The sequence below is a fragment of the Pedobacter sp. genome, assembly GCF_041662865.1.
Taxonomy (GTDB): Bacteria; Bacteroidota; Bacteroidia; order Sphingobacteriales; family Sphingobacteriaceae; genus Pedobacter.
On record NZ_JBAZRL010000007.1, the window covers coordinates 20,906 to 45,477 of the forward strand.

A 24,572-nucleotide genomic window follows, 5' to 3' on the forward strand; every position below is an offset into this window, starting at 1 on the left:
ATGTCTAAATCGTCTTCATAACAACTTAAAATCTCTCTAATATGTTTGGGCGTCCTAAAAGGAGAGGTAGGTTGAAGTAACATTATATTATCATATTCTCTACCTTGATTTTTAAAGAACGTTATAACATGTTGTAAAACTTCATTACTTCCTGATTGATCTTCACTTAAGTGGTCTGGTCTTTTAAAAGGTACTGCAAGACCATATTTTTCAACAACATCAATAATTTCATCATTATCACTTGATACACAAATATCTTTATCAGCTGCAAATTTCCTTGCAATATCTATGCTATAATAAATTAAGGGTTTCCCATCCAGCAACTTGATATTTTTTTTTGGAATCCCTTTTGAACCACCTCGTGCAGGAATTAAATATAGCGTTTTCATATTAAAAATTAACGTGCTTTATATCTTCTTGCGCCTTCATGAAATCTTGGTGTTTACCAATATCTAGCCAGTAACCTAACAATGGATAATGAATTAGCGAATTTGGTTGATTTTCAATTACTTTATCCATTAGATCGGTTGCATTAAAGAATGTCCCCTTTTTAAAAAGTTCCTTTAATTTTAATTTCATTAAATAAATACCTCCATTAGAATAGTAAGTATAACTTGGCTTTTCAGAGAAAGACGAAATTACATGCCCTGTTGTTTCAAGCACAGCATATGGAATATTTACATGGTAAGGCACACTTGCTAATGCCATTTTTGCATTGTTTGATTTATAAAAGCTATAAAAATCTTCAAAATCAATGTTAGTTAACAAATCAGAGTTCATAACTAAAATGTCCTCGTAATTTGAATCATTAATATAACTTAATGCTCCAATTGTTCCAAGAGCCTCTTCTTCTTCAACATAATAAATATTTATACCTTTGGATTCTCCATTTCCGAAATAATTCATAATTTGTTCTTTAAGGTACTTTACGCTAATGTAGATGTCCTTAACCCCATAGTTAATCAACCTATCAATATTATGTTCTATAATAGGCTTATTTCCTATTTTCAACATTGGTTTAGGGGTACCTTCAGTTAATGGTCTTAATCTTTCTCCTCTTCCTCCAGCCATTACTAAAGCAGTAACTGGAAGCCTTGTTTTTATTTTTTTTAAATCGACGATTTCTAATAATTGATAATCATCATCAATAAGCGGTATTAGGTTTATGCCAGATTTTCCATACTCTTTAATCAATGATAAATTATCATTTGAATCTTTCAAGAATTTAAAATTAACATTCATGAACATTTCGATGAGCTGAGAAATCTCTAATCCATTTAATAATCCTCTTCTGATATCACCATCAGTTAGTGATCCTACCAATCTATTACTCTCATTCACAACAAAAAGAGTCCTACTTACATTTTCATCTAGAATATCAATCGCACGTAGTGCATCCCTTGCTTCTTGTTTATAACTTACAACGTGTTGATTATGACTTTGCATTAGCTTTTTATTGCTTTGAGTACTTGTACAATTTGATCTGCAGTATTGGATTTATAATAAATATTTAATCCCTTGTAAGTATTTTCTTTCTCAATAAGTCTTATAGCTTTTTCAATTTCTTTAGCATTAATAGGTACCTGTATAATATTATCACCATATGCTCTTCCTTTTTGACGATTACCAAGGTTAATAACATATTTATCAAATGAAGCAGCTTCTATTATTCCGCTCGATGTATTTCCCATTAAAAATGAACAGTACTTCATCGCTGTAAAATAGCTTTGTGGGCCTAAGTTTTCGATGAGAAATACATGTTTACTATTGTTAAAATTATCAATTAGTATTTTACGGATAATACTGCCAGCAGTATCTGTATTTGGCATAGTTACCAATATTTGATAATTTGTTAAATTATTCAACACTTTTACAAGTTCACGTGCATAACTTTCATTTTCTTCCATTGCAACAGTTTCTGGATGGAAAGTTGTAAGAATAGTGGGAGCATTTAAATCAATTCCCCATTTTTCATGAAACTCATTTGTGCTTAATAGGTCTATATCGGTTACATTATCTAAGCTCAGTGCACCTACATTATAAATATTATTTTTGTTTGCTGTAAGCTCGCTTACCCTATGGGCATGCGCTGCGGTAGATACAAAATGATATTTAGATGCTAATGAAATTGTATGTCTAAAAATATTATCTATTGCTCCCAAAGTGGTTTCACCACCATGAATATGCGCAAATGGAATTTGAAATGGAATTCCGGCAACAACGGCAGCAAACATCTCATAACGATCTCCTAGGCAAAATACTAAATCAAATTCATTCTTATGGTTTTTCCAAAAATCCGCAAATTTTACTGTTGTTAAACCAAGTGCCGTACCAATTGCATTAGGGCTATCTGTAAGCAACATCGATTCTACCGTATATTTTACTTCGAAATTTGCTGATCTAATAATTTCAATGGTATTATCATGAAAACCAGATAAATGAGTACCAAATGCAATTATATTCAGATTAAAGTCAGTATCAGCCCTTAATTTTTTTAAAAGAGGTAAATAAATACCAAAGTCCGCTCTTGAGCTCGTTAATATTCCGATCTTCATCATATTAAATCATTGATATTTAATTTATGCCCGGCAACTAGATCTACGTTAACTACTCTTCCAATAACCTCATCCATTTTCATTGGAGAAATTCCATCTCCTGGTCTAAGCATTTCTAAATCTTCTGCAATAAGCCTATCTCCCTTTTTTTTATCTACACTTAAATGTATGCTTTTTCTGGCAATAGAGATGTTCTTTAGTTCAGATGGGCTAGGTGTTTTAACTGCCGATCCTAAAGAAAGTTCTATATTACGAATTGCCTTAACCATTGCATCAAGTTCTCTAGGTTCTAGAGATGCCGCATGATCAGGGCCAGGTAAAGAACGATCTAAGGTAAAGTGTTTTTCAATGATAATTGCACCTAATGCCACTGCGGCAATAGGTACCTCTATACCAAGTGTATGGTCAGAATAACCAACTTCAACATTGAATTCTTTTTTAATATTATTCATTGCCAAAAGATTTACATCTTGAAAGGGTGTTGGGTATTCAGTATTACAATGTAAAATCGATATTTTTGCATTGGAAATAGACCTTAAAACTGCTATTGCATCTCCTATTTCTCTCATTGTACTCATTCCTGTTGAAAGAATTATCTCATTTGCTATTGAAGCCACTTTTCTCAAATATGGTAAATTAGTTAACTCACCCGAAGGGATTTTAAATAATTTTAAGCCTAATTCTTGCAAAAAAATTAAACTATCTAGGTCAAATGCAGTAGAAAAAAAGTTAACGTTTCTTAAATTACAGTAAGCAATAAGTTCGTGATGATCCCGTATTGAAAGTTCCAAATTTTGCAACATTTGCAATTGATTTTCTTTAACATTATTGGTGTTTTGATTTTGATAATCAGCCTTAATAGCATCTTTGCTAACTAGCTTTGATGCTTTAAAAGTTTGAAATTTAACATAATCTACACCAGCTTTAGCAGCAGCATCTATTAGCCTTTTTGCCAATTCAATGTTGCCATTATGGTTAACTCCTGCTTCTGCAATGATTAATGTTCTCATCTTTCTATTTTTTTTGCTGGGTTACCAAAACTATTAATCATCCTTTAAAATTACTTGTAATTTATATTACAATCTTACGCTACTTGGTATATTAACCAATCGATCAGCAATCCATTCACTATTTTTCAGACTTTGTTTTTCAGCGCCTTTAAACATAGGTAACCTATGCATAAGTTCCCAAACAGGCCTAGCCATAACACCATTAGTATTCATGTAACCTAGAAATTCTTGCTGTTGTTCTTTATCATTTAACAAAATAGCATTTAGCCAATAATTAGCTTTTGCATTTGCTATTTCTGGCACAAACCGAATAGTTGTTTCTGCAAATTTTTCCTGATATATTTTAGCCAGTTCTCTTTTATTTTCAACGAATTTAGATAGTTGCTCTAATTGAGCACAAGCAAGAGCCGCATTTAAATTAGGCATTCTGTAATTGTATCCAATTGCATCATGCACAAATGCCCATGGGTGCGCAACCTTTGCTTGAGTAGTTAAATGCTTAGCTTTTGAAGCTAATGCTAAATCATTTGTGACTAAAGCACCGCCTCCACCGCTTGTTACGGTTTTATTTCCATTAAAGCTAAATGTTCCAATCTTACCAAAAACACCAGTATGTTTATCTTTATAATAACTACCTAAAGACTCTGCTGCATCCTCTATTAGAGTAATATTCCACTTTTCACAAATTTCTGCTATTTCATCAATGCGGCAAGGAAGGCCAAATGTATGCATTGGCACACATGCCTTTATCCTTTTTCCTGTATGCTTGTTATAAGTAAAGCCATCATTTCCTATTTCAGCGCTTGCTTCTAAAAATCTGCTGATTGCAGAAGGCGACAAGCCCAAAGTATCTAAATCAATATCTAGAAATAAAGGGCTAGCACCTATGTAGCTAATAGCATTACAGGTAGCAATAAATGTTAAACTTTGGGAAAGTACCTCATCCCCATCTTGAACATCAGCCAACAAGAGCGCCATGTGCAGAGCATTTGTACCATTTACAATAGCAATGGCATATTTTGCTCCAGTTATTTCACACATCATTTCTTCAAAACGATTAACATAACTGCCAACTGAAGAAACAAAAGTAGAATCAAGGGTATCGTTTACATATTTTCGTTCATTTCCAATAAACAATGGTGAATGCAAAGGAATAAAATCTTGATTTGGAAACTGTCCTTTAATAAAATTTGCTATATCTTTAAACGTACTTTTCATACTACATCTTTGCATCTAAGTACTTACCTGTTTCTTTATGCTCAAAATTCGGAATCATTTGATGAAAAACATCTATAATATTTTCTTTTGACCACTTTTTACTATCCTTTAAATCTGATATTGCTTTTGTGAAATAGTTGAGCTTTTCATTTTTAAATTCAAGTTCATTTTTAATAATCCCTAAATTTTCAAATCTATCCATATCTAGGGTTTCATCCACCGTATAAAATTCTTCAAAATCTTTTTCACCAGTAGTATCACTTGAAGTAAATAAACATGGCCATTTTTTCTCTTGAGGGAGAGTTTTCATTAGTTCCCTAGCTTCATGTTCTGTGGAACATAGATATGGTTCATAACCTATTTCATTTAAATATTTAATAGCAATGTTTGCGAATGTAATTAAGTGTAAATCTTCACTCAATTTAGGAAAGAATATATCTCTATTTTCGCCAAAAACACAAGACATTAAACACAATTCACCTGATTCTTTAGGTATTACGAAATAACGTTTAATATCATTTGGAGCAACGATTGGTTGCTGTTTTTGAATGCGTTGATTAAAGCCATGAAGCAAAGATCCATCAGAAAAGGCAACATTGGCAAAACGAGCTGTAGAAATTTCAATTTCTTCACTTTTACGCATTAAAAACATTTCCATAATCCGTTTTGAAGCTCCCATCATATTTGCTGGATTTGCAGCTTTGTCAGTTGAAACACAAAAATATTTTTTAACTCCACTTGCAATAGATTGGTTAACAGTTTTTTCAGTATTGAAAATGTTTACATCTATCATCCGCATTAAAGTATAGGGATCTTTTTCACTACGTACATGTTTTAAAGCTGATAAATTTAAAACATAATCATATTTGCCATCTGCCTCAATAAATGCATCATATTCTATGGAACCAATATCTAAAGCAAAAGTTTGAAAGTCGCCATCAATATATCCGTAAGTACTCCTAATATCACGCACGAGCTCTACCATATTGTTTTCACTAATATCTACAACATGCAGCTTTTTAGGATTCCTTTTAAAAATTTCTTTGGTAACAGCTTGTCCAATTGATCCAGCTCCGCCGATCACTAAAAATTTTGATGCACTTACAATTTCTTTTAATTGCACACTATAAGTAGAGATATCTTCCTTAAATAGTTCTTTAGTTCTACCGATTAGCTGTAATATATTCATGCAGTTATACTGTATAAGAGGATAAAGTCAATTGGCGAGAATTTTTCTCAATATTCTGCTCGCCACTAGAAAAAATATTACCAAAAAACCAAACAATATTCCGCCTAGCAATGCGCCTTTTATTTTGCCAAATCTCTCTACTTGTAATGGAAATATTGGCTCATCGATTACCTGTATTAGTGGTGTTTCTTTTAGCAATGTGATTTTAGACAATTCTAAATTCTTTAAGAATTCTGCTAGAATGGCCTTATTTGTTTCGGCAGAAAATTGTGCTCTTTGTACTGGTGCCACGCGTTGTGAAAGTCTTGTAGGGTTTAAATTGGGTGTAGCATCTGTAACTTTTGCAGCTGTATATATGGCTCCATTCATTACTAACCTAACCGAATCCGTTTTATGTTGTAAAATATTTACATTATCGATTGATTTCTTTGTTTTGGTCTGCACATAAAAATCATTCACATTTTTTACAATTTGATCATTAAATGCTTTTGCAAAGAATTCATTTTTCGATTTTACGTCAACTTTAATGATACTTAATTCAGGATCTGGTTTATCAACGAAGAGATAATTTTTATTGATATCTAGTACAATATTGGAAATGATACTATCTCTAATACGGTTTTTCTCTGTTGCGGCTTCTTTAAAATTAATATTCTTTAAGTTCGGTTTATCTTTCCAATTAGTTCTCAAATCATTAATTTCAATATAAGTATCAATCAATAGTTTTTTCTTGCCATTAAAATCTACTTCACTTAATAAGGTTTCTTTAACCATTTTTCGTGATTTGTAAAGTTTAATGATGTTATCGCCATGAAAAAGATCACCACCACCGCTTCCTAAACTAATTCCTGCAATGGATGCTAAACTTCCAATATTGCCTAATCCTCCCTGAGACGACCCATCTTCTAATACAAAATTAGTAGTGGCGGTATAAATTGGTCTTTTTTTTGTGGCATAATAATAGCCAAAAACGCTTCCTACAATGCCAAAAAATAAAATAATAAACCACTTTGATAGTAAAAAACGAACCCCATTTCCTAATTTGATTAGAAGTTCCTTTAAAGTTATTTCATCTGAAGTTTTACTCTGATTATCAGCTGTCATTTACTTAACAAGTTAGTTTATAAATATGATGGAATACTATCTTTTGAGGATTTTTTTCGTGCATAAAAGCTTTCTAACACAATTTATTTCAGCAAACTTACCAAAATTGCTCCCAACGAGGCTATTGCCGTCCCAATTCCAATCCATGCTTGTGCATTTAAACGCTCTTTTTCTGCTCTTTTTGGAACAAAAATTTCTGCTCCTGGCTTAATTCTAGGGTAATTATTAAAGAACAAGAATTTCTTCGCACCAGCCGCAGTTCCATTAGCATATTTTACATAAGCCTTATTTTTAAGTGCTTTATCTGTAAAACCACCTGCGCCATTTACATAGTCTCTAAAACTCTTACCAGTTAAATAAACAATGCTATTCGGACTAAGCACTTCTCCTGTAACTTTAACAACTTGCAATTGACGTGGAATACGAATTACATCACCATCTTCCATGATAAGGTCTTGCTTAGAAAGAGGCTTATCTAGAATTGCAGTCAAATTAATCCCAACTAAATCAGATTGAATAAGCTTTTGTTCTACTTCTGCCGCTAGTGTATCTTTTACTCCCGTTTCTTGTATTCGTTTTAAACTTAGCAGTTTTCTTTCCTCTTCTTCTTTATTATTAATAGCATTTTTGTCTTCTGGATTAACTTTTTCAGCACCAGGTCGTTTTAATGAAGCTCCATCTGTGTAAGCCAATGGCGTTAGCCCCCCTGCTCGTTTAATCACATCAGATATTCGCTCATTCTTTTTTATAATTGTATAGGGGCCTGGGTATAATACTTCTCCTTCTATTGTTACTTGTTTTTGTACTTGATATCCAGAAGAACTACGAACAGAAATTACATCAAAAGGTCTTAAGATGACATTATTTCCTAAAATTTTCAAATTTTGATCTACATTAACCGTTATAACTTGCGCTGTACGAGCAGATGCCGAACTAGCATCACTATTTTTGATTCTTCTAGAAATCTCAATTCGTTTAGCAGTAGCACCTTCTTTGAAACCTCCAGCCATTTGAATAACCGATTCTAAACTCATACTATCTGCGTAATTGAATATGCCTGGTGCTCTTACTTCTCCTTGAATTGTAATTTTATATTCATCACGTAAGTCAAATATTGACGAAATTGTCACCTTGTCTTCACGTTGTAAAGGGATGTCTGAAATAGTTCCATTCATCAGTTTAGCTACATCAAATGAAAGTAAACTTGGAGTATTATCAGCATTTAAGCGATTAATGTATCCTCTATTTAAAAAAGCATCTTCTGTTAACCCAGCTGCTTTAGTAATTAAAGCTTTTAAGGTCAAACCTTTTTCCAATTCATATTGCCCAGGTCTAAAGACTGCTCCTGCAATTTCTACACGATTTTCAAAACGATCTAAAATAGGTTCTACTAAATAAACATCTCCATTTTTTGGAATAAATGTAGCAAATTTTGTTGAGGAAATATCGCTAATGCGACGTTCCTTATCTGTATTTTGAAAGCTTTTAATTTGGGCAGTATATGCTTTTGTAGTGAAACCACTTGCAAAATTGATTACATCTTCCAAACTTTCTCCATTTTTAACTTCAAACAAAGCAGGTTGAACAACCTCTCCTTGTATTTCAACTCTTTTTTCAAATACTGGTATGTAAATTACATCCTGATCTTGCAGACGAATATTATCCTTTTGAATACCGCCTAGTAGGAAATCATAAACATCTATTGTAGAAACAATTTTATTGTTTCTTATTACTTGAATGTTACGATATGACCCATTTGTAGATGGGCCACCAGAAGCGCCTAGAGCATTATAAACAGTTGATAGCGATGAAATAGTGTAAGTACCAGCTTTAACAACTTGGCCTGTAATGGTTACTTTTATACTTCTGATATTTCCTAAATTAACGGCTAAGCTTGTACGACCAGAACGTAATGCGGGATATGTTGAAGACATTAACGACCGAATTTTAGAAGTAGCCTGGTCTATACTTAAACCACCAACAGCAATTCTTCCTACAAATTCTAAATTAATAACACCTTCAGGACTTACCTGTAAGTTATATGTTTTTTCATTATCTCCAGTTAAATCAATTATTAGTTTATCATCCGGTCCAATAATATATCCTCTTGGCGTAGCGATACGTAAATTTGGTTCAAAAGTAATATTCCCATTGCGAAATAAATCTGAGCCAAAAATCTTAGGAGCGAAATCTTCCTCTTTCTTATTTATTCCAACGGTATCTACATTAAGAGCGGCATCATTATAGGTTCTACTAGTTGAGGAAGCTTGATCAGTATTATTTTGATTGCGAAGTTTCTTTACACGTAGTTTAAATTTTCTTACCTCTTCAGCTTTCATTCCACGAGCTAAGGCCATTTGTTCCAATTGAGCTTCACTTGTAAAACCAACTGACTCTGCTTGTTTCATGATTTCTAAAATCCGCGTATCGGATAGCTCATCTACTTTTATATTTGCATAATTATTTTGTGCTAAAACAGTAGTGCTAAAGTTTAAGATAATCAGCAAAATTGCAAATAACTGAAGTATGTTTTTTTTCATAGGTGTCTGTAAGATTAATTTATTCAAAATAATTTAGAGTTTTAAACTCCCCTTGTTTTAAATATTCATCCTTTTTCATCAAATGCAAATCAGCTTGCATCATATCTTTTACCAATGCTGGCAGATCATATTTAGGTTCCCACCCTAATTGAGTTTTTGATTTCGTAGGGTCACCCAATAACAAATCTACTTCAGTTGGCCTAAAGTATTTCGGATCTACTTTAACAACAGTCATGCCCAGTTTTAAGCTTTCTACGTTTAAACCTAAGCCTTCAACCTTTGATTGATCGATATCGATAATTACACCTTGTTCATTTGCATCTTTTCCACTAAACTCTATATCAATACCCAACTCTGCAAAACTCATGCGAACAAAATCACGTACCGTGGTAGTAACTCCTGTGGCAATTACAAAATCTTCTGCTTTTTCTTGTTGTAGAATTAACCACATGGCCTCGATATAATCTTTTGCATGTCCCCAATCACGTTGAGCGGAAAGATTGCCTAGATAAAGGCAATTTTGCAATCCTAGAGCTATTTTACAAGCTGCCCTAGTAATTTTACGTGTTACAAAAGTTTCTCCTCTTAATGGACTTTCATGATTAAATAGAATGCCATTGCAAGCGAACATACCATAAGCTTCACGATAGTTCACTGTAATCCAATAGCCATAAATTTTAGCTACTGCATACGGAGAACGTGGATAAAATGGCGTAGTTTCACTTTGAGGTACAGCTTGAACTAAGCCATATAATTCTGAGGTAGAAGCCTGATAAATTTTTGTTTTCTGAGTAAGACCTAATATTCTAACCGCTTCTAATAACCTCAAAGTTCCAATGCCATCTGCATTAGCAGTATATTCAGGCATTTCAAAACTTACTTGAACATGACTCATAGCTGCCAAATTATAAATTTCATCTGGCTGCGTTTCTTGAATAATGCGAATAAGATTTGTAGAATCCGTTAAATCGCCATAATGCAATTTGAAATGAACATTATTCTCATGCTGATCCTGATATAAATGATCTATTCGATCAGTATTGAACAAAGACGAACGTCTTTTGATACCGTGTACAAAATATCCTTTTTTCAATAAAAACTCGGCTAAATAAGCCCCGTCTTGACCTGTAACTCCTGTAATAAGTGCGACTTTCATAGATTAATTAAGAGGTTTTTCACAATTGCAAACATACTGATTAATTTTCTCTGATAGAAAATTAATCACTTAATGATTCTTAGCAAATATTCCCCATATCCACTTTTTACCAATGGTGTAGCGATTTTTCTCAATTGCTCATCATTAATGAAGCCCATTCGATAGGCTATTTCTTCAATGCATCCAATTTTTAAACCTTGGCGTTCTTCGATGATTTGAACAAATTGACCTGCTTGCATTAATGAGGTAAAAGTTCCCGTATCTAACCAAGCTGTTCCCCTACTTAACACACCTACTTTTAATTTTCCTCTTTCTAAATAAACTTTATTCACATCAGTAATTTCATATTCCCCACGAGGTGATGGTTTAATATTTTTAGCAATTTCAACTACAGAATTATCATAAAAATATAAGCCTGGCACAGCATAATCTGATTTAGGTTGATTTGGCTTTTCTTCAATAGATATAGCATTTTTATCTTTATCAAATTCTACAACACCATATCTTTCTGGATCGGAAACCTGATAAGCAAATACTACGCCGCCATCAGGGTCTGAGCTAGCTTGAAGTAACTTTGCCATTCCATCTCCATGAAAAATATTATCACCAAGTACTAAAGCCACTTTATCTTTTCCAATAAATTCTTCGCCAATTACAAAAGCCTGAGCTAAGCCATTAGGTTCATGTTGTACGGCATAGCTAAATTTACAGCCTAAATTAGCCCCATCTCCTAGTAATTTTTCAAAGTTTGGTAAGTCATGTGGTGTAGAAATAATTAAAACTTCCTTTATTCCGGCTAACATTAAAGTAGATAGTGGATAATAAATCATCGGTTTATCATAAACCGGCATCATTTGTTTGCTACATGCAAGTGTTAATGGATGTAAGCGTGTTCCGCTACCGCCAGCTAAGATTATTCCTTTCATTGTAATGGATATGAGATCGTTTTTGCTTTATATATTTACTCTGTTGAATTTACACTATTTTCTAATTCGGTATACCATTCTAAGCCATATTTTCTAATTAACGGCTCTTTCAGGAACTGATAAACAGGCACTTTAAGTTCTCTACCAAAAGTACAAGCATCATGGCAAATGTGCCACCTGTCATAATTTAGCACATCAAATTCTGGGTAGTTGGTAATTCGTATCGGATATAAATGACAAGAAATAGGTTTTTTCCAATCCACCAAGCCTTGTTCATATGCTTTTTCAATTGCGCATTTTGTAATTCCATTCTCGAAAGTTACATAAGCACATTCTTTATGCCCATCGACACATGGTGTGGTCAAGTCTCCATCTGCATCTAACACTGAAGTTCCTTGCTCTTCAATGGCCTTTATACCTTTCGGAGCTAATAAATGTTTTATTTTAGGATAAATTTCTGCTAAAATAGCTGTCTCTGCCATTTCTAATGGAGCACCTGCATCGCCCTCTACACAACAAATTCCTTTGCACTTGCTTAAATTGCACACAAAGCTTTCACTAATTACATCTTCATGCACTAAAGCACCCTGTACTTCTATCATCTAGTTAATTATTTACCTATTGGATATTTTAATCCTTCGGCAGATTTAATTTCTAAGGTAACTGAACCCACTAAAATTTCTACTTCAGCTTTGACAGGCACCCTGTTACCGTCATCAGTAATCCAAAGATACAGTTTACTATCCTTTTTAAAGATACGGCCAGGTTTAATAGACGGACTAAATTTTAAGCATCTTATTGTACCCAATTTACTTTTAATAGTTTCTTTGCCCACATACTGAATCTCTAGCTGAGAAATTTCATCACTCAAAAAATAATTGAGCTTAAATTTATCCCCTATCTTTAATTTAGCAATATCAAGACTACGAGAAAAATAATAAGCAGAAACTAAATCGAAAGTTTGAGTAGTTGGTGTAGCGAAAGTTCCTTTATTAGCAACTACTTTTTTAGAATCTTGATAAAATCTAGCTTTATCTTGTCTGCGGTAGCTCGCCTCGCGAATATTCTCTTGATAAAAATATGGTGTTAAATCTGTTTTATCAATGTACGAATCATAATGATCTCTTACTTTATAAAATATATCAAAAGTACCCGATGTTTGCGCATCTACAACAAGTCTATATACAGGTTTATTATCAAACTTGACATCAGAGCTCATTACTTTTATAGTTGCTTCTGCAGCAGTAATAAAACCATATTTTAGCTTATAACTTAATACTTCTCCTTCTTTAAAGATGGGGTCTTTTTTTAGAGGTAACTCTTGTGCTGAACTACTAAATCCAATTAAACCAAGGGCTAGAAATAAAATTAGTTTTCTCATAACGACGTGCAAACAAAAAGCACTCCAAAATTGTTAGTCCTTTCGTTTGTAAATTGGAACGGTAGAACATGGCTCTCCATACATAATACTTTTAACCACTGGGGTTAATAAAGCAGTAATTTCTACATAAGCAGAAACTGGCACCTCTAAATCTGCACATCCCTTAATTACCACACGCTCTCCAGCAAATTCATTAATTTTAATTTTAGCCAATGCTTTTGTATAGAGCACTGTTTCTAGAGTTTCTAAATTGCCAAAAACTATTTCATTTGCAAAAGGTTTCATTCTATTTGCTAATAACATATAAGCCCAAGTAGGTACAATTGCATCAGCGCTGCAAATAATTGCGATGTTTTTATTTTGATATTTTCCCCAGTTATGTTCTTTTATAAATGCTCTAAAATCTTGTTCCTTTAAGATCAATCCATGAAAAAGATTGTCTTTAATATCATACACCAACCGTTCTCCTTTGTGGAAATACTCCTCTAAATTTAAGGTGACTAAACCACTTGAGGCTACTTTATTAACGATGTTTTCTTGAATATCCATGGTTCCCAAAAATAAAAAACCGCTCTAACTAATGTTAGAACGGTTACAAAATTACGCAAATAAGATTAATAGAATTTCACTCTATTGTCTTTTATCTCACTTTTATCTTGTAATGCTTGAAAAGCTGCGCCTAAAGAGCGTTGCGTGATTCCTAATAGCATTGTTTCTTTTTGTTTGAACATGTTATCGATTGGTGCAGGATTAGCAAATACATCCACCACAAATACATATACACCTTTTTCTCCGGCAACTGGTTTAGATAATTTACCAACTTGAGATCCAAATACAGTTCCTACAACTTTGTTTTCTTGAGCTAAACCTGGAATAATAGGGTTAGCAAATACCATATTCTGAACAGGTGTTACAGTTTTTCCTAGTTTTGAAGCTACTTGATCTATTGAACTTGTACCCGTTAAAGCTTTATTAATTTTATCGGTTAACAATTTAGCTTTTACAGCATTCATCACCATTGGTTGAATTTGTTTTTTAACATCTTCTAATGACAGCTGACCTTTTGTCTTTACATCTGTTAAATGAGCTACTACAAAACCATCTTCCATAGTATATACTTGTGGTAATACATCTCCTTTTTCTGCTTCGTAAGCATCTCTAATTAACGGACGAGGACTATCTAATCCTGGAGCGTAACCTTGAGTTGGAGTTATTTTATCTGCTACTGCAACTGTATATCCTTTTTGTTGAGCTAAAGAGCTAAAATTAGCCGCTTTCACTTCATTTAAGAAGTTGATTGCTTTTTTATAAGCAGCATCTCTAGTTTTAGAGCTTGGTGTTAAACTTTTCTCTATATAAGCAAGTTTAGCTACTCTTGAAGAACCAATTTGTTTTTCAATTTTAATCACATGAATTCCAAATTGAGATTTAACCACTTTAATGTCACCAGTTTTACCATTAAAAGCAGCATTTTCAAATTCAGCTACCATTGTATTACGAGCAAATGTGCCTAAGTCTCCACCTTTATCTTTAGAACCATCAACACTATATTTCTTAGCCAATTCTCCGAAATTGCTACCACCTTGAGCTAATGATTTTAAAGAGTCTGCCATTTTAAATGCAGCAGCTTCTCCACCAACTTTAGTTGGGTCAATTAGAATATGACTTGCTTTTACTGAATCCGGTGAAAAACGAGTATCGATTACTTTAACTAATTTATATGAATTACCTGATAAAACAGGGCCATAATAACTACCTGCAGGATAATTGAAAATTACAGAATCTACTGCTGGATCTAATTTTCCTTTAGCTATATAAGTATAAGGAACTTTTACATCAGAATTATTTGCTGCAAATAATGAATCATTTGGCGTAGTTCTAAAGTCTGCTGCTAATTTTTCTATTTGAGTTTTTACTACTGCACTGTCTGCAGCTGTTGGTTTAATACTGAAATGAACATATTCAAATCCACGAGTTTCATTCGGGTTATCAAAGCGTTTTTTATTCGCATCATAATATGCCTGATAATCTGCATCTGTTAGTTTTACCGCAGCGTCTAAAATGGAGCTGTAATCTAAATTAACAAACTTGAAGTTAGCCAATTTATTACGGTTGCTGTATTCATCGTTAGCCTCTAAAGAAGTAACGTATACAGAATTACGAACAAGATTAACATATTTTTGTTGCAAAGCTTGCTTTTCTATTTCTGCCTGCAACATATCCCATTGCTGTTTTAGCTTTGGATCTTTTTGTTGTGCTTTTAACGAACTTAAAACTGCAGAACGATCTACTTGTCCTGTTTGTTGATTACCAAAATATTGTACAATTAACGGGCTAGGATTTTTACCTTGTAACAAATCAAATAATTCATCACCAGATATACTTAAACCTAAACGTGCATATTCTTTAGTTAAAAGCTTGCTTGCAACTTCAGATTGCCATGCATTATCTACAGCCATAGCTTGCATTTGTGCATTTACACTGCCACCATATTGTTGCTTGAATTGTGCAACACTTTGCTCTACTTTCGGGTTAAACTCTTCGTATTTGATTTCCTCACCATCTATTGAGCCAACGGTGTTTCTAGATGAACCAAAAAGTGAAGAACTGTGCTGAAGCAAAGGTTCTAAAACAAATAACGCCAATACCACTGCAATACCTCCAACTAGAAAATACCCCATCTTGGTACGCATGAATGTCATTAATCCCATATTATTCTTATTTTATATTTTTTTTTAAGAGGGCGCAAGATACAAATTTGCAACTAATTAGAAAACATTAAATTTTATTTGATCTTTATAGTGAAACTTGCATAGAACTAAGCAATTACCCGGCTCAATTAATTATAGATTTACGGTGTTAAATCGCCCTTTACGTAAGTTGTTCCAGATGCTTGAATTATCTTATAGGTACTAAAATCTTGTGGCGCTGTAAATTCTGTTCCTGTGATTACGCTTCCATCTTTTGCGGTTACTGTACCATATGGAGATGAATACATTCGTTTATTTTCATCCCATATCAATTCTTCTGTCGTAAAAGTAATTTGATCATTTACTACAATTACATTTTTTCTGAAGATGGTGATTTTATCCGTTTGCTTATTAATTGCGTAGCCAGATGTAATGGTTCCAGTAGGTTTAAGGAACTCATTAAAGAACTCTATTTTAACTCCCTTTGGCATTTCATTATACATTGCGCCTTCAGATGGAGTAACTTTATCTAAAATTGGGGCGTACCCTTTAGCTTTTACTTTTGCAGAATCGCTATAAATTATTTCAACACCGTAGGAACGATCTGTACTTAACGTTATTTTTTTGGCAGAAATAGAAGTTGCATTTTTCAAATCATCATCATTACAAGATGATAAGACCATTAATTGCACTAGAAAGAGAATTAAAATGCCAGATTTAATACCCGACGTTTTCATTAGTCAAATCTAAACCTTTGGAACCAACTGCTATCATTCAGTACAAATCCTAAATGAATATTGATATATTTTTCTTGCAATAATCCATTACTCACAGTACCTCTTTTACCTAATTCGGCAGTCAAATTCATTTTATAAAAAGTACCTCTACTGTATGATGCTAGTGGTAAACCAAACCCAAAAGTAACAGCCATTTGCTTAATATCTTGATTATTCATTTGGATATAGGTTTTATCATACTGAAAACCCAATCTATAATCAACTCTTTTAAAGTAACCATTAATTGCACTAACATCAGGAGTAAATTGTCCACCTACAGAAACTCCGTAAGTATCTTGTAAACCTTGGTTTACATTATCGATAGAAAGATTAGACCATTTACCCATGCGGTAATCTGCCCCCACCATCCATTTATTATCTTTTTGTATGCTGATACCAAAATTATGTATCAAAGGTAATTTTAAATTTGTGGGGCTATTTTCTACTAGTAAAAGTGTATCTAATGCCGTTTGCTCGTTGCCAGATGCATCATTAAAATATTGAGTAACTACCTGACTGTTTTTCAAATTGATTTTTGATGAAGAAGAGCCAGAATAACCTAATACTAACGATGTTTTGTTATCCAATCTAAAATCATATTGTGCGCCATAAGAAAAACTAACACCACCAACACTATTTTTAGTTTGCATACGTGAATTAATACTTCCAGGATCGTTTACGTATTCTGTAGATCTGTTTTCTGATAAATTACCGAACAAATATTCTGCATTAGCACCCACTCTAAAATGATCTCCAAATTGAATACCATAACCTAAATAAGCTTTAGTTAAACCACCTTCACCATTATATTTATAATCAACGGTTTTAGTATTAGCTGTTGTAGTTCCTACGTTTACTGTGTTTTTAAAGTTATAACCCAATTCAGAATATGGTAATATGCCAAAACTCAATGCCGACTTTTTACTTACCGGAAAAGCTAAAGCAACATGGCTCAATGTAGCATTAAAGCTATTTTCTGTTTGAGTACTATTTTTTAACTCTGTAATGTTTCCACTCATACCAATATCTAACGTGGTTGCATTAATACCGGCATATGAAGCAGGGTTTTGTATGTTGATATTGTTAAAGAAACCAGGCTTATAAACTGCTGTAGATATTCCTCCCATTGCTCTATATTGTGGCAACATTGAACCTTTTATATTACCTACGCCAAATTTAGAATATGGTGATTGTACAGTAACTTGTGCATTTGCAATTATACTCGTTAACAATAGACAAACAGCAAGTGTGTATTTTAATTTATGGTACATATTATAATGTAATAACTTCATTTAATCCTTTTAAAACCAAATATGGTTCATATATAATTTGGGTGGCAAAGATGCTATTTTTTAATTGGATGTTCAAAAAATCGGCATCACCGCCGGTAATAATTACTTTAAGGTTTTTATTCTTTTTATTTTCTAGGGATATAAAACCTTCAACCTCATTCAAAATCCCTTGTAAAACACCGTTTTTAATGGCATTAATAGTATCTGTACCTTCTGGAATATTATTTTCATCGCTCTTCCAATTCACAAGTGGTAATCTGCCAGTATAATGGTTTAACGCTTCAAATCGCATTTTTATTCCTAAGCTTATACTTCCTCCAAAGTATTCATTTGTAGCAGTTAACACATCGTAGGTAATGCAAGTTCCTGCATCTATCATAAAACAGTTTTCGTTAGGATATAAACAATGCGCCGCTATTACTTTTGCCCATCTATCTAAGCCTAAAGTGCTTAATGTTTGATAGTTATTCCTTATTTTACCTTTTATTTCTGTAGTGAAAGGGATATAGTTTACGAGTTGTTTTAAATAGTCGCTCAGCTCTTTTATCTCTTTATTTACACTTGAAACTGTAGCATTCTGTATCTGATACTTTTCAATTAAGCCTTTTAAACTAGTTTCATCTAGCTCATTTAATCGCTCATAGTGCACTAGCTCTTTCTGATTAAAAACGGCCAGTTTACTATTTGTATTTCCTATATCTATTACCAGATTATGCATTAGTGCTACCAAGGATAGACTTCATGGCACAAAGCTATTAATCTTTAGCAAGTTTTAAGCTGTCAAATTGTTAAAAAAGGTTAAACAAACAAAAAATACTGGATGCAAAGTACCAATACAGCAAACAGCGATTCATAAAACCAACGCTTTTTGGCATTCGAAAAATAATACGCCAATAGTACTGCTCCTGGCGGAACACTTAATAGGAAATGATAAACTCTGAAATCTGGTTTTGTATAAAAACTAATAATTGCAATTATAAACATGAAAAATAACATCTGAAATGCTTTCCTCGTACTAATAAAACTCCTAAAAAAGTTTTCACGAAGCTGAAGGGCAGCCAATATCATAATTACACTTATAGGGAAGAGGACTAAATAATCGTTGAAATTGATTTTAAGTGTCGATGGAAATTTGTTCACTAATGGTCTCCAAATTTTATAAAACTGAGTGATATTATCATTCCAATAATAGAATACAGCAACAAAGAAAAACAGGGTTAAAAATCCAATAAATCCAGCAATCCATTCTCTCCAATTAAAGGAGCGATATAGTAATAAGCTAAGCCAAAGCATAATTAACAGCACAATAAAAGGGAAATAAATTAAAGTACCCAGGGCGATAATCATTCCCACATCAAACATGGCCATCATGGCATTTGGTGTTTTGCCAATTTTCAGAAACTTATCCATGATCCAAATCAATAGAAAATTACAAATTAGCGGCGGGCTAAGAATTAAAAATTGTAAGAATAAGCTTGATGAAGTAATATAAAGCAACGCTGGCAAGTAACTTGGTTTAGCTAACAAACCATGGTTATTAATTATCCTATTAAATAATATAGCTTGAATAAACGTAATACTAGTTGCAAAAAAGATATTTACTGCAGGCGAAAAAGAGCTTGTTAATGGAATTTGGATAAAAAATTTAGTGTAAGACTCTAAAAATTCAAAATTTAAGTGATCGGGCAAATTAAATAAAATAGCCAATCGCATGAATATCGTGTATGCGGCTAATATTAAAAGATTAACTGGGTTTAAATTTCTAAATTGATTGATCATGCCTGTATGCTAGAGGCAAAGTAAAGAAATTTATCTGGCAAAATTCTTTACCATTTTATCAATAATTGATGCCGTTTCATCTGGAAAATTGAATTGATGTTCTTGTGGGTTAGTTATAAAGTCTTTCAAAATGGGCAACCAATTTTTATTACTTCCCCAAATTACAGGTAATCCTAATTGCTTTAAGGCATAGGCGTTGCATTGTTGTTCGTACTGAAATCTCATTGGTGCAACCAATAATTTCTTTCCTAAAAATAATGCTTCAGCTGGCCCTTCAAATCCTCCACCAGTAAATAAACCCTCACAACTGGCCATGCTTTGATTAAATTTTTCATTGTTTACGGGTTCCACAAACACATTTCCATCGTTATAAGCTGTTTTTGTATGTTTCGAAAAAACTTCCCATTTAGTTGAAGGAAATTGATTCAATATTTTAACCAAATGTTTATCATCAACTGCCGGAAGATAGACTGTGTAATGTCCTAAATTTGTTGATTGTAAGTTTCTAATTTCACTTCTAATTACTGGTGTATAAATGAAATCATCGTATTTTTCGAAGTGAAAACCAATATGGTGAGTGGTTGGAGCATAATGACTTAAAATGATCTTCCCCCAATCAATTGTTTTAGGTCTTGGTACTTTTTTAGATTTAAATGCAGCCTGATGACTTAAAGAAACACTTTCCAATCCTTGATTTTTGCAAGCCCAGGCTGTTACTGGTTCAAAATCATTAATAATTAGATTATAGTCTTTTAAAGGGACGGCTTTCATGTCTTTTATAAACCTTGGCAAATTCATATTACGCCATGTTTTAAAATGATCTACACCACCTTTTTTACCAAAAATAAAGCTAAAACCATGCAACTGATATTTTACTTCCTGCGTTAATTTAACATCGGCTTGTGTGCCAGAAATTAGAATATCTAAGTCGCCATACTGTTGTAACAAGGGAATAATTTCTCTTGCCCTGCTAATATGTCCGTTACCAGTGCCTTGAATTGCATAAAGTATCTTCATCCGCTCCTAATATCAGTATTTTTCAGTAATATTTATAGTTTAATGGAAATGAAGCTATCATGATTTTTATTCTTTCCGTTTGTAATTTGTATAATCATGATGGTTTTATGCTTTAGACAATTTCTAATTTAATCTTTTGTAATAATGTGTTAATATCTAGTTTACTGTGTAGATCTTCACTATCCGATAATATGCCCTGTTCAACTTCATCCTTTTCAAAATCTTTAGATTCATAGTTAAAAATCTTCCATTCTTTATTATTGTACTCCAAAGCAGTTAAACTCTCTACCCAATCGCCACTATTTAAATACATTACTTTTCCATCTTCTGTAGTAATTTCACGCATTTCTGGCTGATGAATATGTCCACAAACTACATATTCATATCCTTTTTCTATTGCTAAATCCGCAGCAGTTTGCTCAAAACTATTGATGAATTTTACTGCATCCTTAAACTTTGCTTTTACTTTTTGAGAAAAGCTCATTTTCTCTCTTCCAAATAACGCTAAGCACCAATTCACCATGCTGTTAATCAGAATTAAACTATCGTAACCAACTGCACCTAATTTAGCTAACCATTTAGAATGTTGCATGGTTACATCAAAAATGTCACCATGAAAAAACCATGCTTTTTTACCATCTAGTTCTAAAACCAATTTGTTTTGCAAATGAAATGCGCCCATGTGCATATCTGCGAACTTGCGCAAAAGCTCATCATGATTACCTGTTAAATAATATACAGGAACGCCTTCAACCACAAATTTCATGAGTTTACGAATAATTTTCATGTGTGTTTCAGGCCAGTACCTTTTACTAAATTGCCAAATATCAATAATATCACCATTTAGGATAATCATTTTTGGTTTGATACTTTTAAGGTATTTCAGCAGCTCTTTAGCGTGACAGCCATAGGTACCTAAGTGAACATCAGAAATTACAGCAATTTCTACTTCTCTCTTTTCCATAACCTAATTTTTTGGGGATAAAATGCCTTGCCTATTAAATAAGCGATATTCGATGGGATAAAAAGATTTGCTCTAGTCTTCTTCTTCATCAATAGTCAAATCATAAGGACTAAAGAAGAATGCGACTAATACAAGTAAGCAAATGATTAAAAATAACTCGGGCATTTGATTCATTTTATTTTACAAAAATGCAAAGCACAGGTTAATAAGATGTTAAGGAAAGATTAAACTTGACTATCCGCATCATCATTCCCGTGCAAATTTGAATAACGAGGACACGAAAAAGCCGCAGATTTGCAGATAAATTAGATCTGCAAATCTGCGGCTTTCAATCTATGTTTGCTTATCTAGGCTGCTTTCTTTTTCTTGTTCTCTGTATAAAAGGCAAAACCTAAAAAGCCTAATAATAATATCGATCCTGTTAATGAAATTTTCTCTCCTAAGTAGTATGATTTAGGCTCGAATTTGAATTCCACTTTATGATTACCAGCTTCTAATTGTGCAGCACGCAATACGTAATCTGCTCTAAAATATGGTTTTTCTTTTCCATCAACGTACATGTTCCAACCCTTATCGTAATAGATTTCAGAGAATAGAGCAATCACATCTCTTGGTGCACTATATGAATATTCGATATGATCAGGATGGTATTTTTCCATTTTGATAAACGCAGTTGGATCAGCACCCAAACGTGTAGTATCTATCAATTTTTTATATTGCTCATCAACAATTGCCTCATTTTTCGGATCGAAACTACTAATTGCTTTCATTTCCTCATCAGAATTTTTAACAAACTGAACACCTTTTACGATCCAAGCATTACCTAAAGCAGTTGTATTTCTCGACATTTTATAAGAACCATTTTGAGGATCTTGTGTAATGAAATACTTTGCATTTAGCATATCTAAAACATCTTGATTTACGCTTTTAGATAATTGATTTTGTATCAATTCGTCATATCTTTTCAGCTTTGCGACATGGTAACCGCCAATTGTTTTATGAAATGATGAGATGCTTGCATCTTGAAAGGTATTAATCGATTGATCATAAACTCTAAAGTTTGGATCTTTATCTGCCATGATGAAATTATCAACATCACGCGGTTGGAAATAATTAGCTAACGTAGATTTGCTCTCAAAATTTTTGTTGTTTAAATAACGACGATCTACCTGCCACATATCAATTAAAACCGCTAAGGCTAGTAAGCCAAAAGCCAATTGCATGTTCATTTTTTTAGTGATAAATGCCCATACAATACCAAAGCCTATTGCAATAAACAAGAATGAGCGAATTGCATCTGCACGAGCAATTGAAATACGATCTTCAATTAACGCATTTGCAATTTTTTGTGCTACACCAGCATTGTTTTGTAAAGCCTGAGTTAAAGCCTGTACAATTTGTGTATGATTTTCTGTTTTAAAGCTGAAAAATAATGTTGGAATAACTGCAACGATTAAAGCAAATCCACCTGTAATTCCTGCAGACCATGTTAATTTTTTAACTAAAATCTTTTGGTCGATATTACCTTCTTGCGCTTCTTTAATTGCTAAAAATGCCAAGACTGGAACCATTAATCCAACTACTGCCAGAATAGATTCGACTGCTCTAAATTTATTATATAGCGGGAAATAATCGAAGAATAAATCTGAAACTAATGGGAAGTTTCTTCCGAAAGATAAAAGGATAAATAACACCGTTGTTGCTAATATCCACCATTTTAAACGGCTACGAACAATAAACAAACCGAATACAAATAAGAAACAAACAATCGACCCGAAGTAATAACCGCCAGAAGTGCTTGGTTTTTCTCCCCAATATTGTTGCATATTGTATTGAGAAGCAAGTTGTTGAATAGCCTGTGGAGTTTGATTAGGATCACCTCCTGTAACTTCTGCAACCGCTTTGTACATGTGGCTTTCTGGCTTTATCAGTTCATCAATACTTGTTGCACCACCATATAAGTTAGGAATAAGGAAAGTAAAACTTTCACCTACACCTTGGCTCCAACCATAAGCATATTCCTTACTCATGCCTGCATCTTTTTCCGAAGAAGCAGTTGTTAAATTGGATTTTCCACGATTGGTTTCTTTGGCATATTCTGATGTAGTCCATAATAAACTGGCATTAATCATTACTGCTAAAACTACCGCTGCACCTAAAAAACCCAATGCTTTACCCAAAACTGGTAATGTTTTGTTTTTATATGCCTGATAAATTTCAATGCCAACAAAAATAATAATGGAAAGAAATAGATAATACGTCATTTGAACGTGATTTGCTCTAATTTCTAATGCCAAAAATAATGCAGTTAAACTAGCACCAACCCAATATCTACCTCGTAAGGTTAATATCAGCCCTGCTATAATTGGCGCAAAAAAACCAATTGCCAAGGCTTTATTGCTATGTCCGGTTGCAATTAAAACGAAATTATATGTGGTAAATGCAAAAGCTATGGCCCCTGCAGCGGCTAACCAAGGATTTACTTTTAGTGTAATAAACAAAAAGTAAGCGCCAATTAGCAACAATAAAACAGTTCCTACTGGATTTGGTAACGCTTTAGTGATTAACGCAATACCATAGGTAGCGCCATTATAAGCGTATTGTACCCAGATTTGATACGCTGGCATACCGCCAAACATCTGATTAGTCCAAAGTGGCCCTTTCCCATCTTTGTCCTTGTACTCCATAATTTCTTTTTGCATTGCTTTGCTTTGCAATACATCACTTTGTGCAGGAGCTTTTCCCTGCAAAACAGGGCTGAAATAGACAAAACAGAGAACTACAAATATCGCAATGATGGCTACATGCGTGCCATTCTGTTTAAACCAATTGTTCATTAAGGTTATTTTAAGATTAAACTAATCCCAAAAATAGAAAATTGGTACAGATTAAAAAGTATTTATTAGTATTTAGTCTGAAAACCCCAGTTTGATGAATAATATACTTAGAACAATCGGCAGGTTTTTTGGAGAACA

General features: G+C 33.2%; 21 protein-coding genes. All 21 read right to left on the reverse strand.

Annotation, left to right across the window (positions count from 1 at the left end):
- A partial coding sequence (locus WC622_RS04020; protein ID WP_372817532.1) for a cytidylyltransferase domain-containing protein occupies positions 1–389 on the reverse strand: 389 nt, incomplete at its 3' end.
- A 1-nt stretch (position 390) separates the two neighbouring features.
- Complete coding sequence (locus tag WC622_RS04025; RefSeq protein WP_372817534.1) at positions 391–1,446, reverse strand: sugar phosphate nucleotidyltransferase; 1,056 nt, start codon at positions 1,444–1,446, stop codon at positions 391–393.
- Positions 1,446–2,558: a UDP-N-acetylglucosamine 2-epimerase gene (gene neuC / locus WC622_RS04030; RefSeq protein WP_372817536.1), complete on the reverse strand. Its 1,113-nt coding sequence runs from the start codon at positions 2,556–2,558 to the stop codon at positions 1,446–1,448. Before neuC ends, WC622_RS04025 begins: the two co-directional genes overlap by 1 nt.
- Complete coding sequence (gene neuB, locus WC622_RS04035; RefSeq protein WP_372817538.1) at positions 2,555–3,565, reverse strand: N-acetylneuraminate synthase; 1,011 nt, start codon at positions 3,563–3,565, stop codon at positions 2,555–2,557. The genes neuC and neuB overlap by 4 nt, the downstream gene beginning before the upstream one ends.
- 66 nt (positions 3,566–3,631) lie before the next feature.
- Positions 3,632–4,783 carry a LegC family aminotransferase gene (locus tag WC622_RS04040; RefSeq protein WP_372817540.1) on the reverse strand — a complete coding sequence of 384 codons (1,152 nt, stop codon included), beginning with the start codon at positions 4,781–4,783 and terminating at the stop codon, positions 3,632–3,634.
- A 1-nt stretch (position 4,784) separates the two neighbouring features.
- Positions 4,785–5,906, reverse strand: a complete 1,122-nt coding sequence (locus tag WC622_RS04045) for a UDP-N-acetylglucosamine 4,6-dehydratase (RefSeq protein ID WP_372817542.1) — start codon at positions 5,904–5,906, stop codon at positions 4,785–4,787.
- Positions 5,907–5,999: 93 nt separating this feature from the next.
- Positions 6,000–7,076: a lipopolysaccharide biosynthesis protein gene (locus WC622_RS04050; protein WP_372817544.1), complete on the reverse strand. Its 1,077-nt coding sequence runs from the start codon at positions 7,074–7,076 to the stop codon at positions 6,000–6,002.
- An 83-nt stretch (positions 7,077–7,159) separates the two neighbouring features.
- The gene (locus WC622_RS04055; RefSeq protein ID WP_372817545.1) at positions 7,160–9,616 is read right to left on the reverse strand and encodes an SLBB domain-containing protein; all 2,457 of its coding nucleotides are present in this window, start codon (positions 9,614–9,616) and stop codon (positions 7,160–7,162) included.
- 19 nt (positions 9,617–9,635) lie between these two features.
- Complete coding sequence (gene gmd / locus WC622_RS04060; RefSeq protein ID WP_372817547.1) at positions 9,636–10,772, reverse strand: GDP-mannose 4,6-dehydratase; 1,137 nt, start codon at positions 10,770–10,772, stop codon at positions 9,636–9,638.
- 65 nt (positions 10,773–10,837) lie between these two features.
- Positions 10,838–11,698 (reverse strand): glucose-1-phosphate thymidylyltransferase RfbA, encoded by an 861-nt coding sequence (gene rfbA, locus WC622_RS04065; protein ID WP_372817549.1) that lies wholly within the window; start codon positions 11,696–11,698, stop codon positions 10,838–10,840.
- Positions 11,699–11,733: 35 nt separating this feature from the next.
- Positions 11,734–12,300: a DUF3109 family protein gene (locus WC622_RS04070; RefSeq protein ID WP_372817551.1), complete on the reverse strand. Its 567-nt coding sequence runs from the start codon at positions 12,298–12,300 to the stop codon at positions 11,734–11,736.
- An 8-nt stretch (positions 12,301–12,308) separates the two neighbouring features.
- Positions 12,309–13,079 (reverse strand): DUF3108 domain-containing protein, encoded by a 771-nt coding sequence (locus WC622_RS04075; protein ID WP_372817553.1) that lies wholly within the window; start codon positions 13,077–13,079, stop codon positions 12,309–12,311.
- A 33-nt stretch (positions 13,080–13,112) separates the two neighbouring features.
- The gene (locus WC622_RS04080) at positions 13,113–13,628 is read right to left on the reverse strand and encodes a DUF2480 family protein (RefSeq protein WP_372817555.1); all 516 of its coding nucleotides are present in this window, start codon (positions 13,626–13,628) and stop codon (positions 13,113–13,115) included.
- 65 nt (positions 13,629–13,693) lie between these two features.
- Positions 13,694–15,772 (reverse strand): SurA N-terminal domain-containing protein, encoded by a 2,079-nt coding sequence (locus WC622_RS04085; protein ID WP_372817557.1) that lies wholly within the window; start codon positions 15,770–15,772, stop codon positions 13,694–13,696.
- A 158-nt stretch (positions 15,773–15,930) separates the two neighbouring features.
- A complete protein-coding gene (locus WC622_RS04090) occupies positions 15,931–16,506 on the reverse strand; it encodes a hypothetical protein (protein WP_372817558.1) in 576 nt (191 codons plus the stop codon).
- The gene (locus WC622_RS04095; RefSeq protein ID WP_372817560.1) at positions 16,506–17,837 is read right to left on the reverse strand and encodes a hypothetical protein; all 1,332 of its coding nucleotides are present in this window, start codon (positions 17,835–17,837) and stop codon (positions 16,506–16,508) included. The genes WC622_RS04090 and WC622_RS04095 overlap by 1 nt, the downstream gene beginning before the upstream one ends.
- A complete protein-coding gene (locus WC622_RS04100; RefSeq protein ID WP_372817562.1) occupies positions 17,818–18,555 on the reverse strand; it encodes a type III pantothenate kinase in 738 nt (245 codons plus the stop codon). Before WC622_RS04100 ends, WC622_RS04095 begins: the two co-directional genes overlap by 20 nt.
- Before the next feature lie 80 nt (positions 18,556–18,635).
- The gene (locus WC622_RS04105) at positions 18,636–19,616 is read right to left on the reverse strand and encodes a DUF6427 family protein (protein ID WP_372817564.1); all 981 of its coding nucleotides are present in this window, start codon (positions 19,614–19,616) and stop codon (positions 18,636–18,638) included.
- A gap of 30 nt (positions 19,617–19,646) precedes the next feature.
- Positions 19,647–20,633 (reverse strand): glycosyltransferase family protein, encoded by a 987-nt coding sequence (locus WC622_RS04110; RefSeq protein ID WP_372817565.1) that lies wholly within the window; start codon positions 20,631–20,633, stop codon positions 19,647–19,649.
- A gap of 112 nt (positions 20,634–20,745) precedes the next feature.
- Complete coding sequence (locus tag WC622_RS04115) at positions 20,746–21,597, reverse strand: UDP-2,3-diacylglucosamine diphosphatase (RefSeq protein ID WP_372817567.1); 852 nt, start codon at positions 21,595–21,597, stop codon at positions 20,746–20,748.
- A 347-nt stretch (positions 21,598–21,944) separates the two neighbouring features.
- The gene (locus tag WC622_RS04120; RefSeq protein WP_372817569.1) at positions 21,945–24,434 is read right to left on the reverse strand and encodes a YfhO family protein; all 2,490 of its coding nucleotides are present in this window, start codon (positions 24,432–24,434) and stop codon (positions 21,945–21,947) included.
- Positions 24,435–24,572: the final 138 nt, after the last annotated feature.

Excerpts from the sequence above, each read along its gene's own strand:
- WC622_RS04025 (WP_372817534.1), bottom strand. The coding sequence starts at position 1,446 with ATGCAAAGTCATAATCAACACGTTGTAAGTTATAAACAAGAAGCAAGG.
- neuC (WP_372817536.1), bottom strand. The coding sequence starts at position 2,558 with ATGATGAAGATCGGAATATTAACGAGCTCAAGAGCGGACTTTGGTATT.
- neuB (WP_372817538.1), bottom strand. The coding sequence starts at position 3,565 with ATGAGAACATTAATCATTGCAGAAGCAGGAGTTAACCATAATGGCAAC.
- WC622_RS04040 (WP_372817540.1), bottom strand. The coding sequence starts at position 4,783 with ATGAAAAGTACGTTTAAAGATATAGCAAATTTTATTAAAGGACAGTTT.
- WC622_RS04050 (WP_372817544.1), bottom strand. The coding sequence starts at position 7,076 with ATGACAGCTGATAATCAGAGTAAAACTTCAGATGAAATAACTTTAAAG.
- WC622_RS04055 (WP_372817545.1), bottom strand. The coding sequence starts at position 9,616 with ATGAAAAAAAACATACTTCAGTTATTTGCAATTTTGCTGATTATCTTA.
- gmd (WP_372817547.1), bottom strand. The coding sequence starts at position 10,772 with ATGAAAGTCGCACTTATTACAGGAGTTACAGGTCAAGACGGGGCTTAT.
- rfbA (WP_372817549.1), bottom strand. The coding sequence starts at position 11,698 with ATGAAAGGAATAATCTTAGCTGGCGGTAGCGGAACACGCTTACATCCA.
- WC622_RS04070 (WP_372817551.1), bottom strand. The coding sequence starts at position 12,300 with ATGATAGAAGTACAGGGTGCTTTAGTGCATGAAGATGTAATTAGTGAA.
- WC622_RS04075 (WP_372817553.1), bottom strand. The coding sequence starts at position 13,079 with ATGAGAAAACTAATTTTATTTCTAGCCCTTGGTTTAATTGGATTTAGT.
- WC622_RS04080 (WP_372817555.1), bottom strand. The coding sequence starts at position 13,628 with ATGGATATTCAAGAAAACATCGTTAATAAAGTAGCCTCAAGTGGTTTA.
- WC622_RS04085 (WP_372817557.1), bottom strand. The coding sequence starts at position 15,772 with ATGCGTACCAAGATGGGGTATTTTCTAGTTGGAGGTATTGCAGTGGTA.
- WC622_RS04090 (WP_372817558.1), bottom strand. The coding sequence starts at position 16,506 with ATGAAAACGTCGGGTATTAAATCTGGCATTTTAATTCTCTTTCTAGTG.
- WC622_RS04095 (WP_372817560.1), bottom strand. The coding sequence starts at position 17,837 with ATGAAGTTATTACATTATAATATGTACCATAAATTAAAATACACACTT.
- WC622_RS04100 (WP_372817562.1), bottom strand. The coding sequence starts at position 18,555 with ATGCATAATCTGGTAATAGATATAGGAAATACAAATAGTAAACTGGCC.
- WC622_RS04105 (WP_372817564.1), bottom strand. The coding sequence starts at position 19,616 with ATGATCAATCAATTTAGAAATTTAAACCCAGTTAATCTTTTAATATTA.
- WC622_RS04110 (WP_372817565.1), bottom strand. The coding sequence starts at position 20,633 with ATGAAGATACTTTATGCAATTCAAGGCACTGGTAACGGACATATTAGC.
- WC622_RS04115 (WP_372817567.1), bottom strand. The coding sequence starts at position 21,597 with ATGGAAAAGAGAGAAGTAGAAATTGCTGTAATTTCTGATGTTCACTTA.
- WC622_RS04120 (WP_372817569.1), bottom strand. The coding sequence starts at position 24,434 with ATGAACAATTGGTTTAAACAGAATGGCACGCATGTAGCCATCATTGCG.